We start from the raw sequence: 12,739 nt of genomic DNA, 5'->3' as shown, positions 1-12,739 counted from the left end.
GGGAGCGCGTCAACGGGGCGTGTACCAGAGCACGACCTCGTCGATGTCCCCGGCGGGCCCGTCGGCGAGCACCCGGACGGCCTTCCCCGCCAGGTCGAGCATCACGACCTCGGAGGTCTTCTCCCCCCGCCGGACCGCCAGCAGGTGTCCGGCGTCCAGCCAGCCGTGCACCGCGGTCCGCCCGCCGACCCGCACCCGGGCCTTCCCGGTGCCCGCGGGATAGGTCCACACGCACGTGTCCGCGGGCGCGTCCGGGCAGGAGGTCAGGAACAGGCCCCCCTCGGCGGTGGTGACGGCGCCGCCCGGGTGCAGGTCGCCCACGCCGGGCAGGACCCGCAGCTCCCGGCCGTCGAGTCCGTGCACCCGGACCGCCCCGCCGGAGCCCCGGTGCATCACGGTGCCGGGCTCGACGCCCCACACGTACGGGTGGGGGCCGGCGGCGGGCATCCGGGTGATGCGCGCCGTACGCGCGACCGGGTCCACGACCGCGAAGCCGACGCTCGGCGCGTCGTCGCCGACACCCTCGTAGACGGTGAGCAGGATCCGGGTGCCGTCGTCGTTCCAGGCGGGATGGAAGGTGATCAGCGGCCGGTCCACGGTGCGGATGTCGTAGGAGGCGCCGGAGGCACGGTCCGTGACGGTGATGCGGTCGTAATCGGATGCGATCAGGCGCGAGTTCGAGAGCGACGCGGCCAGGCGCCCGCCCGGGGCCGCCACCGTCAGCCGCAGCGCCCCGGCGGGCTGGAAGGCGCCCGTGCGGGGGTCCCGCAGGAACCCGGGCAGGCCCTTCGTGCTCCTGTCCGGGTTGTCGCGCCAGTCCTGGTAGGACGAGACCCAGAGCCCGTCGGCGGGGTTCTCGTGCAACGTGATCCCGGTGCCGGGGAGGGGGGTGTCCGTCGTAGAGGCGGCCGCCATGGTCGGCGGGGCGGCGGGAGCGGAGGAGGCCGGCACCGGAGAGGAGAACGGCAGCGGAAAGGAGGACACGTCGCCGGCGGCCAGGAGCCGGGCGGTGAGCAGGCTCCCGGCGAGCAGCCCAACGGCGGCCAGCGCGGGCGGCACCGCCGTCCGCCCCCGCCACCGTGTCCGCCCCGGGACGTCCGGCGGCGCGGCGGGGCTCCCGTCGGCCGGTATCCCCAGCGCGCCGGGGCCCTCCCCGGAGGCATGCCCCGGTGCGGCAGGGCCTTTCCCGGAAGCAGGCCACGGCGCGGTAGGGCCCTCCCCGGGCGGAGGTCCCGGTACGGCGCGGCGGCTGCCCTCCGGGAGGATCTCCCGCGCGGGCACCCGCTCGCCCAGCAGGCGCATCAGCGCGCCCGCGGCGGTGGGCCGCCGGGCGGGGTCCTTGTCCAGGCAGGCGCTCACCAGCTCGCGCAGTTCGCCGTCCAGCTCCGCCGCCCCACCCAGATCCGGGGGCTCGTTCAGGATCCGGTTGATCACCGCCGGCGTCGGCGCGGTCCCGAACGGAGGGCTCCCGGTGGCGGCGCAGACGACGGTGGAGGCCCAGGCGAACATGTCCGCGGGCGGTCCGGCGCCCGACCCGTCGAACTGCTCCGGGGCCATGTAGGGCGGGGTGCCGACCAGCTCGTCGGTCCCCGCGGTGGACTCCGCCACCCGGGCGATCCCGAAGTCGATCACCCGCGGCCCGTCCCGGCCGAGCAGCACGTTGGCCGGCTTGAAGTCCCGGTGCACCACCCCGGCCTGGTGGACGGCGGCCAGCGCGGTGAGCGTGCCGAAGACCAGCCGGACCAGCTCGGGCCCGCGCAGCGCGCCGCGCTCCTCGATCACCCGGGCCAGGCTCGGCCCGTCGACGTATTCGGTGACGAGGTACGGCCGGCCGTCGGCCACCCCCGAGTCCACGACCTGGGCGGTGCAGAACGCCCGGACCCGGCGGATCAGCTCGGCCTCGGCGAGGAACGGGCCCAGGTCGCCCGCCGGGCTCCGGTGGAGCACCTTGACCGCGACGCGCTCGCCCCCGGCCGACTCCGCGAGGTACACCACGCCCTGCCCGCCCGCGCCGAGCCTGCCGAGCACGCGGTACCCCGCCGGGAGCTCGGGATCATCGGAGCGGGAGCGTGCGGCGGAGGGCATCAGCGCGGGGCGGCCGGGTCGAACCTGAGGACGGCCTCGTTCTTCTTCGGCATGTCGACCAGCAGGCGCTCGACGGCGCCGTCGAGGCCCACGAGCTGGAACCGGACGCCCTTCTTGTGCGGGACCCGCACGATGACGTGCTGCTCGTTGAACCAGCCGACCAGCTCCGCCTTAGCGGGCGGCGTGACGGTCGCCCGCCGGTCGCCCTCCCGGGTGCTCCAGGCGCAGACGCTCCCGTCGCCCCTGGGGCAGTAGGTCGCGAAGAGGTCGCCCGACGGGGAGAACCAGGAGGTGCCCTGCGGGCTGCCCACCCAGTGCAGCGACCTGGCCACCCGCCCGCCCGTGTCGTAGACGTTGATCCCGATCCGCGCGCCGTCCGAGAACCCGCGGGCGATCCGGCCGTCAGGCATGAAGTTGAACGGCCGCGCCACGTCGTCGGAGTACTCGGCCTGCACGGCGGCGGCGGTGCGGGCGACCGGGTCGATGAGCACGAAACCGGTGATCAGCTTCTTGTCCGGGTCGTGGATCGACATCAGCAGCCGGGAACCGTCGCGGGACCAGACCGGGAACATCGTCTGCAGCGGCTGCTTGACCGTGTTGACCGTGAACTGCTCCCCGGTGGCCGGGTCGCTCAGCCGTACGTGGTCCTGGTCGGAGTCGAGGAACTTCAGCCACGGGTTCAGCGCGACCCACCTGCCGTCGGGGGACGGCACGGCCTCCTCGGCCGTGCCGACTTTGCGGAAGCCGCCGGACCGCTCCCGCAGATAGGACGTGTACGGCTGGCCGCTCAGCAGGTAGGCGCTGAGCTTGACGGGGTCGGACGGGTGCTCGTGGACGACGGTCGAGGTGCCGTCGAGCCTGACCTCCGCGTTCGGCTCCTCGACCTTCTCCCACGCCGCGGAGGTCGGCTGCGCCGTCGCGACCGGGCCCGGGACGGCGGTGGACGCCGGGGCCAGGGAGCCGCCGGGCGAGGCCGTCGCGGCGGCCCGCCGGACCTCCGCCGGTCGCGGCGGCGCCGCCACGTACACCGCCGCGCCGGAGACGGCCGCCACCGCGGCGAAGGCCCCGCCCAGGAGCAGCGCGCGCTTGCCGCGGCCCCCGGCCGGCCGGGTGGGCGGCTCCTCGGCGACCCGGCCGGTGGCGATGGCCGTGGCCGTCTCCAGGAGCGACTCCTCGCCGACCAGCCGGAGCAGCACCGCGCCGGCGGCGGGCCGGGCCGCCGGGTCCTTGGCCAGGCACTCCGCCAGCAGGGCGCCCGGCTCACCGGGGACGGCCGACAGATCCGGCTCGTCGTGCAGGACCCGGTTGATCGTCGCGGCCACCGTGCCGGCCCCGAACGGGGCCGCGCCGGTCGCGGCGAACGCCACCGTCGCGGCCCAGGCGAACACGTCGGCGGGCGGGGCGGGCGGGGCCCCGTCCAACTGCTCGGGTGCCTGGTAGGCGGGCAGGCCGACGGGCGTGGTCGGCGCGCCCTCCACGGCCGCCAGCGCCCCGGTGAGGCCGAAGTCCACGACGACGGGGCCGCCGGGGCCCAGGACGACCGTCTCCGGCCGGATGCCGCCGTGCACGGCGCCGGCCCGGTGGACGGCGGCCAGCGCGGCCATCGTGCCGATGGCCAGCCGGTCCAGGGCAGGGCCGCGCAGCGTCCCGTCCGCGGCGACCGCCTCGGCCAGGGTGGGGCCCTCGACGTACTCGCTCACGATGTAGGGCCGGTCGCCGTGGAATCCGCCGCCGAGCACCTGCGCCACGCCGAACGCCGACACCCCGCGCAGCGGCTCCACGGTCCGCAGGAACCGCTCGGGGTCCGCACCCGGGGGCAGCAGCCTGATCACCGCCTGGGCGCCGGAGGGCTCCTCGGCGAGGTAGGCGTCCTGCGGTCGTGCGTCGCCGAGCCTCCCGGTGATCCGGTATCCCGCCAGCTCACGCGGGTCGGACGGGGTCAGCGGTGCGGCACGTGACATGGGGTGTCCCGTTCTCGGAGGAGACGCCGTAGATCACCCATTATGGGCGCGGTCCGTGCGGGGGTGAAGGGCATGACGTGATCCGGTCGGCCGTACCCGGCCGAATGGAGCGGCCGGGTACGGGCAGGGGGACCGGGGACGGCGCGCGGCCCGCGTCCGGGGCGGCGCCAGGAGGAGGTGTGCCATGCCCGCACGAGGTGAGCCCTCGGTCGCGGCCTCCGGGGAGTGGGTGGACGACGACGGCGTGCGCATGCCCGCGGGCGAGGTGCACGCCTGGTGGCCGGGGACGAACCAGACCCTGTGCGGCCTGGCGCTCAGCCGGTCGCGGCTGCACCGCTTCCACCACGTACGGTGGCCGGAGACGTTCCCGGAGTCGGGCGGGTCGGCCGCCGAGGTGCGCCAGGTGTGCCGCAGGTGCGAGGGTGCGACCGGCCGCTCCAGCCGGGGTTGGAGCAAGGGCTGGACCCGCACCTCGCCCCGGCCCTGAACCCGCCGGTCCCCGGGCCCGAGACCCGGACTCGTGCATCCTCAGGCTCGGGGTCCGAGGCCCGGGCTCGAACCCGGGCTTTTGAACCCGCTGCCGCCGGACTCTCTGCCGCCGGACCCGTGCGGCGGGCCGGGGTCAGGCCTTGGCGGCCGCGCTCTCGCCGGTGAGCGCCGTGGCGGCGCCCAGGCCGAGGTAGACGAGGCCGCTGGTGACGTCGAGACGGCGGCGGGCGCGGGCCGAGCGGCGCAGCCGGCCGGCCAGCGCGGAGGCGAGCAGGGCGAAGGCGCCGTCGCTGGCGACGCCCAGGGCGATCCAGATCACGCCGAGGAGCACGATCTGCGGGGCGATCGGGCCCGCGGCCGGGTCGGTGAACTGGGGGAGGAAGGCGAGGAAGAAGATCGCGGTCTTCGGGTTGAGCACGTTGACGACGAAGCCCTCCCAGAACATCCGCCGCCTGCTCGCGAGCGGCGTGCCGGCCGTCTCACCGGCGTCCGCACGCGTCAGGAGCTTGCGCAGGCCGAGCCAGACCAGATAGGCCGCGCCGAGGTACTTCACGATCGTGAACGCGGTGGCCGAGGCGGCGAGCACGGCACTGACACCGAGCGCGGCGGCGGCCACGTGGACCACCGAGCCGGCGTGGATGCCCAGGACGGAGACCAGGCCGGCGCTGCGGCCCTGGGCGACGCTGCGGGTGACGATGTAGGCCACCGCGGGGCCCGGCACGAGCAGCAGGGCGAGAGTGGCGGCGGTGAACAGGGCGAGGGTCGCGAGATCCGGCATGTCCGGATCGTAAGCCGGGCCGTGCGCTGATCACCTCCGGTTTTCCGGCGGTGCACCGCGGCGGGAGCGGGGGCGGCCGTCCGGCCTCCCCTCGGGACCCTCTCCCGGGTCCCCCTCCGGCCCCTCTCCCATGTTCTCCTCCGAGTCCTCGTCCAAGGCTCGGTCCGGGGCTCGGTCCGGGGCTCGGTCCGGGCCGGGGAGGCGGTACGGCGCCGCTCGGACCACCGAGGTCAGGGCCTCCAGCAGGGCGGTCGTGGCGGGCGGATCGGGCGGCTCGCCGTAGGTGGCGGCGTAGACGTGGCGGGTCGAGCCGGGGAGCTCGATCGCGCCGACCGCCGGGTGCCGATGGGCCTGCAGTGCCAGGCCTGGCAGGGCGGTCACCCCCATCCCGGCGGCGACCAGCGCCTGGACGGCCACGATGTCGTCGGTGGTGAAGGCGATGACCGGCTCGAAGCCCTCCTGGGCGCACAGGTCGAGCAGGTGGCTGCGGCACCGCTCGCACCCGGCGATCCACCGGGCGTCACGCCGGGCGCCCAGCACACCACCGCCCGGTACGCCGCCACCGCCTCGCACACCACCGTCCGGCCCGCTGCGGCCCGGCTCCGAGCCGGCTGCTCCCGGGCAGGTCGTTCCCGGTCCGCCTGCTCCCGGGCCGGACATCCCCAGATCGGACATCTCCAGGGCGGCCGATCCCAGGTCGGCCGATCCCGGGCCCCCGCTCCCCGCGGAGACCGGGAAGCCGTCCCCCGGGACGACCAGGTAGCTGGGGTCGTCCAGCAGGTGGACCAGCCGGATGCCGTCATCCTCAGGGGCGGTGTCGTCGTAGCGGAAGATGACCGCCAGGTCCACGTAACCGGCGCGGAGCATGCGCAGGGCCTCGGGCGGCTCGGTCTCGGTCAGCCGGAGCTCCAGGCCGGGGTGTCCGCGGGCGAGCAGGGCGGCGGCCTCGGGGACGAACGTGCCCAGGGCAGAGGGGAAGGCGGCCAGCCGGACCCGGCCCGCGCGCAGGCCCACATGGGCGGCGAGCTCCGCGGCGGCGGAGTCCACCCGGCCGATGATCTCGGCGGCCCGCTCGGCCAGCAACCGCCCCGCCTCGGTCAGCCGGATGCCCCGCCCCGCGCGCTGGACCAGCTTGGCCCCGGTCTCCGCCTCCAGCCTGGCGAGGTGGTGGCTGACCGAGGGCTGGGAGTAGTGCAGCTCCCGCGCGGCCCCCGTCACCGAACCGGTCCGGGCCACGGCGGCGAGCACGCGGAGCCGTACGACATCGAGCACCTATCAACGTTATCTATGAATCAGCGGAAAGATAGGCATTGGACGCTATGTGTCAGGGAGGCGCACGCTGGAGTCATGGGAACCATGACACTCGCGCGTCCCGGACTCGCCGAGCTGGTCGAGGGGATCCGGGAGCTGCTCAGCAGGCCGGCCGAGCCCCGCGCCGCGGCCTTCGCCGTCGCGGAGCTGCTCCGCGGGCGGCTGCCCGCGCCGGAGATCCTCACCGAGGAGGAGCGGGCCGGCGACCCGGAGACCTACGTCAGGCACACCCTGCACACCGAGCCCGGCTTCTCGGTCGTCGCGGTGGTGTGGCGCCCCGGTCAGGGCACCAGGCCGCACGACCACATCGCCTGGTGTGCCTTCGGCGTCCTGCAGGGCGTGGAGTACGAGACGCTCTACCGCGACGAGGGCGACCACCTGACCGAGATCGGCCGCGCCGCCAACCGCGCCGGCGACGTCAGCGGATTCGCCCCGCCCGGCGACATCCACCGGGTGCACAACGTCGGCGACGTCACGGCGATCTCCCTGCACGTCTACGGAGCCGATCTGAGCGTGGAGCCGACGAGCGTGCGGCGCACCTACGACCTGCCCGTGCGCTGAGCCGGTCCGAACCGGGATCATGCTCCGCCGTCCGCCGTCCGCGCGGAGCCGGGCGGGTGGAGACCGGGTGCGGGGACCGGGCGGGGAGCGGTCCGGGGACGCCTAACCGGTGACCCGGCCGTGCAGGAGATCGACCAGGGTGGCGTGGACCCGCTCGATCGGGCGGTCGGGGTGGAGGGCCCTGCGCTCGATCGCGACGGTCAGCACCATCCCGAACACGGCGGTCGCCGCGGTCTCGACGTCCAGGTCGCCGCGGACCGCGCCCTCGGCCACGGCCCGGCGCAGCACGTCCGCGTAGACCCCGAGCACGTCCCGGCGGAGCCTGGCCACCGCGTCCTGCCAGGCGGTGCGCCACATCTCGGCGAGCAGCACCCGGGCGAACGCGCCGTACTCCTCGAAGAACCGCAGCTGCGCCATGACCACCGCGTCCAGGGCGTCCAGCGCGGTCTCCCCGGCCGCCGCCCCGGACAGGGCGGTGGACAGCAGCCCCACCCCGTGCTCGAGCAGGCCGGAGAAGAGGGCCTCCTTGGTGCCGAAATTGTAGAAGACGGTGCCCTTGGCGACCCCGGCCCGTTCGGCGATCGCGTCCACGGTGGTCGCGGTGTATCCCTGCTCCGCGATCAGCTCCACCGCCGCGCCGAACAACCGCAGCCTCGTCTCGGCCCGCCGGCCGCTCGCCATCATGGTGACCACGGTAGTCACAGGGACAGCTCGGGGTGGAGGCGGCGCATCGACCAGGTGCGCCCCCGGTGCACGGCGTAGACGCTCAGCGCCAGTCCCAGGGCGGTCCACAGGGTCAGCACCCCGCAGGCCTGCCAGACCACGGCCGGGTCGCCGCCGCTGATCAGCCGCCGCAGTGCGCTGACCACCCAGCTCATGGGCAGCCACGGCGAGATCGTCTGGAAGAAACCCGGTGAGGTCTCGATCGGGTAGGTCCCGGCGGCGGAGGTGAGCTGGAGCATGAGCAGCGCCAGCACCGCGACCCGGCCGGGCGCGCCGAGCAGGGCGTTGACCGCCTGCACGATCGCCAGGAACGCGGCCGTGGTGAGCAGCAGGATCCCGATCGTCCCGGCCCAGTGCGCGGCCTGGAGGCCGAGGGCGAACCGGAGCACCGCCGCCAGCACGGCGGCCTGCGCCGCGCCCAGGGCCAGGCCGGGCAGCCATCCGCCCACGGCGATCCGCCAGGCGGGGGCCGTGCCGGCCAGGAGGCGCGGGTTGAGCGGGCGGAGCACCATGTAGGCGACCATCGCGCCGACCCAGAGCGCCAGCGGGACGAAGAACGGCGCGAAGCCGGTGCCGTAGTTGGGCACCTCGTTGACGACGTGGCCGGCCAGGGTGACGGGCTCGCTCATCATGGCGGTACGGCCGGCGCGCTCCTCCTCGTCGTAGTCGGGGATCTCCCCGGCCCCGTCGCCGAGCTTGCGGCTCAGCTCGCGCGAGCCGTCGGCGAGCTCGCCGAGCCCGCCGGAGAGCCGGTCGACGCCGCCGGTGAGCTTCCCGGCCCCGCTCTGCAGGGCGCCGACCCCGGCGTCGGCCCGGACGGCCCCGTCGCGGAGCTTCGCCACGCCGCCGCCGAACTCGGTGAGCCCGCCGGAGAGTTTCCCCGCCCCGTCGCCGAGCTCCGCCACGCCGGAGGTGAGCTTTTCGCCGGCGGCCGCGGCATCGCGCAGGCCCCGGTGGACCTTCGCCGAGCCGTCGGCCAGCTTGCCGAGCCCGTCGTCGAGCCGGTTCACCGCGTTCCGGGCCTGGTCGATCGTGCGTGCGGCGCCGGAGGCGCGGTCGGCCAACCGGTCGGCGTACCGGGCGGCCTCGGCCGCGCGGGGGGCGCTCTGCCGGAGCCGGGCGAGAACCTCGCCGGCGCCGCCCGCGGGGGCGTCCGCCGCTCCGCCGGTCAGGCCGCTCGCGACCCGGCCCGTGGACTGCACGAGCCGCCGGGCGGCGGCCCGCAGCTCCGGATCGGTGCCGGGGTCGCTCTCCAGCAGGCCCAGCAACCGCTCGGCCTGCTGCCGGGCCTGCCCGGCCTCCTGGCTCACCTCAGGGGGTGTCCCCTGCGCCCCGCCGGCGGCGGCCATCGCCTCGGCGTCCTGCTCCAGCGCCCGGGCGAGGGCGTGCAGCCGGGTGCTCCCCTCCTCCAGGGCGGGCACGGTGGCGTCCGCCAGCTGATCGACCTTCGGCACCTGGGCGTGGACCTGCCGGTAGGCCTCCGCATTGCCGTCGGCGACCTGCCTGGCGCCCTCGGTGAGTTCACCGAGACCGCGGCCCAGCTTCCGGGAGCCGTCCTCCGCCTCGTTCAGGCCCGCGGCCAGCTTCTCCGCCCCGGCGGTGAGCTTCCCGGTGGCGGTGGCGGCGGTGCCCAGGCCGGTGGAGAGCTGCCGGGTGCCGATCCTGAGCCGGTCGAGCCCGTCGCTCAGGTCGCCCGCCCCCCGGCGGAGCGCGCCGGCGCCGTGCAGGGCCTTCCGGCTGCCGCCGTGGAGCTTCTCCGCGCCGTCGGCGGCCTTGGCGGTCGCGTCGTGCAGCTCGCCGAAGGAGACGAAGACGCCGTCCCAGTAGTCCCTGAGCGCGGTACGGCCCGCGGCCTCCTTGACCTCGGCGAACACCGCGTCGGAGATGGTGCCCATGATGTAGCTGCGGCCGGTGTCCACCGTGACGCCCAGTTCCGCCGGTGTCGGCGTGCCGTCGCGGGAGGGCGAGGCGAGCCGGGCGCTGAAGTCGGCGGGGATCGTCAGGGAGAGGTAGAAGGAGCCGTCGGCGACGCCGTCGGCGGCCTGGCGGGCGCTCACCCGGCGCCAGGCGAAGACCTCGCGCTCGGTGAGCTCCCGGGCCAGCTCGCGGCCCGCGTCGACGGTCTCGTCCCCGGCTCTGGCCGGGCGGTCCTCGACGACGAGCGCCACCGGGATGTTCTCCAGGTTCCCCTGCGGGTCCCAGAAGGACCACAGGTAGAGCCCGGCGTAGAGCAGCGGCAGCATCACCACGCCCGCCAGCGCGGCCCGGGTGAGCCGCGAGCGGGTGAAGCGCCGCAGCTCCAGCCGTCCCAGCCGGACCGGTCTCACCGCCGTCCCTCCTCGCCGGGCGCGTCTCCGCTCCCGTCCCGGTCCCGTGCCCCGGTGTCGCCGGGATCCGGTGCGGTCCCCGTCCGCACCGGATCACCGGGGTGTTCGACGGCCTCGGGAGCCGTGGCCTCCGCGGGTTCGGGGAGCTCCGCCGCCTCGGGGATTCTCACCGCCGAGAGGGGTTCCGCCGCTTCGAGGAGCCCCACCGCCCCAAGGAGCTCTGCGGGCTCCACGGGCTCTGCGGGCTCCGGGAGTCCGGGGCCGCCCAGGCGGAGGGTCCGGGGCAGGGGGCTCTCCGTGCAGGCGGCGACGACGGTCAGCCCCTGCGCGGCCAGGTCCTCCAGGGTCGCCCAGAGCGCGTCGCGCCGGTCGCCGGGGAGACCGGCGTCCACGTTGTCGAGGACGAGCAGTCCCGGCCCGTCGAGCAGGGCGAGGGCGACGCCGAGCCGTACCCGCTGCTCACGGCCGAGCTCGCGGACCAGGGTCCGGTCGTCGGGGGAGAGGTCCAGCCCGGCCCGCTCCAGCGCCGCCGCGGCCCGGGCCCTGCTCCGGGCGTTCCAGAACAGGCCCCGGGACCGCTCGTGCACGTGTTCACGGACGGTCAGCGACCCCTCCAGGTCGTTGACCCCGTCGACCAGGCCCAGTGCGGCGACCCGCCGGATCGCCCACGGCCGGGCCTGCCCCGCGACGGTGAGCACTCCCGAGGTGGGCCTCATGCGCCCGGCCAGGGTGAGCAGCAGGCTGGTCCGGCCGCTGCCCGCCTGCCCGGCGAGGGCGGTGAGGCTGCCCGCCGGGGCGTCCAGGCCGACGTCCCGGTAGACCGGCCCGTGCCCGCCCTCCAGGGACAGCCCCGCCGCGTGCACCGCCACCCCTCCGGGCATCGGAACCTCCACTTTTAAAACTGACTGGTCAGTACAAAAAATAGCACAGGAAAAAGCCCCGCCCTCCGCGGACGGGGCCGTGCGGCGGATCAGCCCGCCGCGGTGGAGCCGTACTCCTGGAGGAAGAGCGCCTCGGAGACGATCGTGCGGCGGAGCTCCTCGATGACGAGCCGCTCGTTGGGCGCGTGGATCGAGGCGCCGTCGTCCTCGGCCCCGAAGAGCAGGACCTCGGCCGCCGGGAACTGCCTGACCAGCGTGGAGACCAGCGGGATCGAGCCGCCCGCGCCGACGTCGCGCGGCGGGCGGCCGTAGGCGCGCTCCATGGCCCGGTTGAGCGCGGAGCGGGCCGGGCCCGCCGTGTCGGCGAGGAAGCCCGAGCCCATGGTGTAGTCGGTGACGTCCACGCGGACGCCCCAGGGGGCGACCTGCTGGAGGAAGCCGACCACGGCCTCGATGGTCGTCTTGGGGTCGCCCGCCGGAGGGACGCGCACGGTCACGCGGGCCCTGGCCGCGGGCTGGACCGCGTTGATCGCCCCGGAGACGGTCGGCACGTCCAGGCCGGTGACGGTGATGGCGTAGGAGGCCCAGAGGCGGTCGGCCAGCGAGCCGGAACCGACCAGCGAGACCCCGTCCAGCACGCCGGCGGTCTCCCGGAACTCCTCCTCCGAGGGCCCGACCCCCAGGAAGGTGCCGCGCGGCAGGCCCGGGACGCGGATGTCGCCGTGGTCGTCGTGCAGGGCGGCCAGCATCCGGATGAGCGCGGCCAGGGCGTCCGGGGCCGCGCCGCCGAACGAGCCGCTGTGCAGCGGCTCCTCCAGGGTCCGCACCTCGATGGTGAACGCCCCCATGCCGCGCAGCGAGGTGGTCACCGACGGGTCGCCCACCCGCGGGTTGCCGGTGTCGGCGATGATCATCGTGTCGGCCCGGACCAGCTCGGGGTTGCGCTCGACGAACGCCTCCAGGCGCTCCCCGGCGTACTCCTCCTGGCCCTCGATGAGGACCCGGACGCCCACCGGGAAGCGGCCCTGGAAGACGCGGAGCGCGGCGACGTGGGAGATGATGCCGGACTTGTCGTCGGCGGCGCCGCGGCCGTGGATCGCCCCGTCGATCTCCGTCGGCTCGAAGGCCGGGGTGCGCCAGAGGGCGGGGTCTCCCGCGGGCTGGACGTCGTAGTGGGCGTAGAGCAGCACGGTCGGCGCGCCCGGCGGGGCGGGGGCCTCGGCGTAGACGGCGGGGAAGCTGCCCTCCACCGGGATCTGCCGGACGTGCGGCAGCCCCGCGCCGCGCAGCAGCTCCTCGGTCAGCGCGGCGGCCGCGCGCACCGGCTCCTCCGGGTGGCCGGGGAAGGCCACCGAGGGGATGGAGACGAGCCGCTTGAGCTCTTCGATCGCCCGGGGCAGGTCCGCGGCGACGGCGCCCTCGATCTCGTCAGGAGTCAACGCTTTCCCTCGCATCTCGACAGCTGTTCCTCCCCCTATTTGAGCACAGCCGCCGCATGGTCTCGTCCGGGCGCCGCACCTCACGGGCCGCTCCGCCGCGCCCCGGCCCGGGGCCGCTCCGAGGCCGGGCAGGGAGAAGACCGGTGTCGCTGATTTCGTTGCCGTTAGACGACTGTGATGCGGA

9 protein-coding genes and 1 pseudogene are annotated in these 12,739 nt (G+C 75.6%); 2 read left to right on the top strand and 8 right to left on the bottom strand.

What is annotated here, in order from left to right; translation table 11 throughout:
- Positions 1-9 precede the first annotated feature (9 nt).
- Positions 10-2,085, bottom strand: a complete 2,076-nt coding sequence (locus tag IEZ07_RS08150; RefSeq protein WP_191894189.1) for a serine/threonine-protein kinase — start codon at positions 2,083-2,085, stop codon at positions 10-12.
- Positions 2,085-4,046, bottom strand: coding sequence for a protein kinase domain-containing protein (locus IEZ07_RS08145; protein WP_191894188.1), 1,962 nt, complete (start codon positions 4,044-4,046; stop codon positions 2,085-2,087). The genes IEZ07_RS08150 and IEZ07_RS08145 overlap by 1 nt, the downstream gene beginning before the upstream one ends.
- Positions 4,047-4,230: 184 nt before the next feature.
- Here IEZ07_RS08145 and IEZ07_RS08140 point away from each other — a divergent pair, with 184 nt between their 5' ends.
- Complete coding sequence (locus IEZ07_RS08140; protein WP_068894657.1) at positions 4,231-4,533, top strand: hypothetical protein; 303 nt, start codon at positions 4,231-4,233, stop codon at positions 4,531-4,533.
- Between the two features lie 135 nt (positions 4,534-4,668).
- On the opposite strand, the gene IEZ07_RS08135 is transcribed toward IEZ07_RS08140, so the two are convergent.
- Together IEZ07_RS08135 and IEZ07_RS36180 are read right to left on the bottom strand one after the other, a co-directional pair.
- On the bottom strand, positions 4,669-5,313 hold the full coding sequence (locus tag IEZ07_RS08135; RefSeq protein ID WP_068894658.1) for a LysE family translocator: 645 nt from the start codon (positions 5,311-5,313) through the stop codon (positions 4,669-4,671).
- A gap of 216 nt (positions 5,314-5,529) precedes the next feature.
- Positions 5,530-6,585: pseudogene (locus IEZ07_RS36180) on the bottom strand (LysR family transcriptional regulator); the annotation flags it as partial.
- A gap of 75 nt (positions 6,586-6,660) precedes the next feature.
- Here IEZ07_RS36180 and IEZ07_RS08120 point away from each other — a divergent pair.
- A complete protein-coding gene (locus tag IEZ07_RS08120) occupies positions 6,661-7,185 on the top strand; it encodes a cysteine dioxygenase family protein (RefSeq protein ID WP_239319678.1) in 525 nt (174 codons plus the stop codon).
- A gap of 102 nt (positions 7,186-7,287) precedes the next feature.
- Here the strand turns inward: IEZ07_RS08120 and IEZ07_RS08115 are convergent, their stop codons facing one another.
- The 4 genes from IEZ07_RS08115 to IEZ07_RS08100 form a co-directional block, all read right to left on the bottom strand.
- Positions 7,288-7,869 carry a TetR/AcrR family transcriptional regulator gene (locus tag IEZ07_RS08115; RefSeq protein WP_204054309.1) on the bottom strand — a complete coding sequence of 194 codons (582 nt, stop codon included), beginning with the start codon at positions 7,867-7,869 and terminating at the stop codon, positions 7,288-7,290.
- Between the two features lie 14 nt (positions 7,870-7,883).
- The gene (locus tag IEZ07_RS08110) at positions 7,884-10,235 is read right to left on the bottom strand and encodes a YhgE/Pip domain-containing protein (protein ID WP_239319675.1); all 2,352 of its coding nucleotides are present in this window, start codon (positions 10,233-10,235) and stop codon (positions 7,884-7,886) included.
- Positions 10,232-11,116 (bottom strand): ABC transporter ATP-binding protein, encoded by an 885-nt coding sequence (locus IEZ07_RS08105; RefSeq protein WP_191894187.1) that lies wholly within the window; start codon positions 11,114-11,116, stop codon positions 10,232-10,234. The genes IEZ07_RS08110 and IEZ07_RS08105 overlap by 4 nt, the downstream gene beginning before the upstream one ends.
- A gap of 89 nt (positions 11,117-11,205) precedes the next feature.
- Positions 11,206-12,555 (bottom strand): M20/M25/M40 family metallo-hydrolase, encoded by a 1,350-nt coding sequence (locus IEZ07_RS08100; RefSeq protein ID WP_068894661.1) that lies wholly within the window; start codon positions 12,553-12,555, stop codon positions 11,206-11,208.
- Between the last annotated feature and the right edge of the window lie 184 nt (positions 12,556-12,739).

Origin of the sequence: Planomonospora parontospora, from assembly GCA_014647935.1 — a bacterium.
In the GTDB taxonomy this organism is placed as follows: domain Bacteria; phylum Actinomycetota; class Actinomycetes; order Streptosporangiales; family Streptosporangiaceae; genus Planomonospora; species Planomonospora parontospora.
This window is presented reverse-complemented; position numbering and strand designations above follow the sequence as displayed.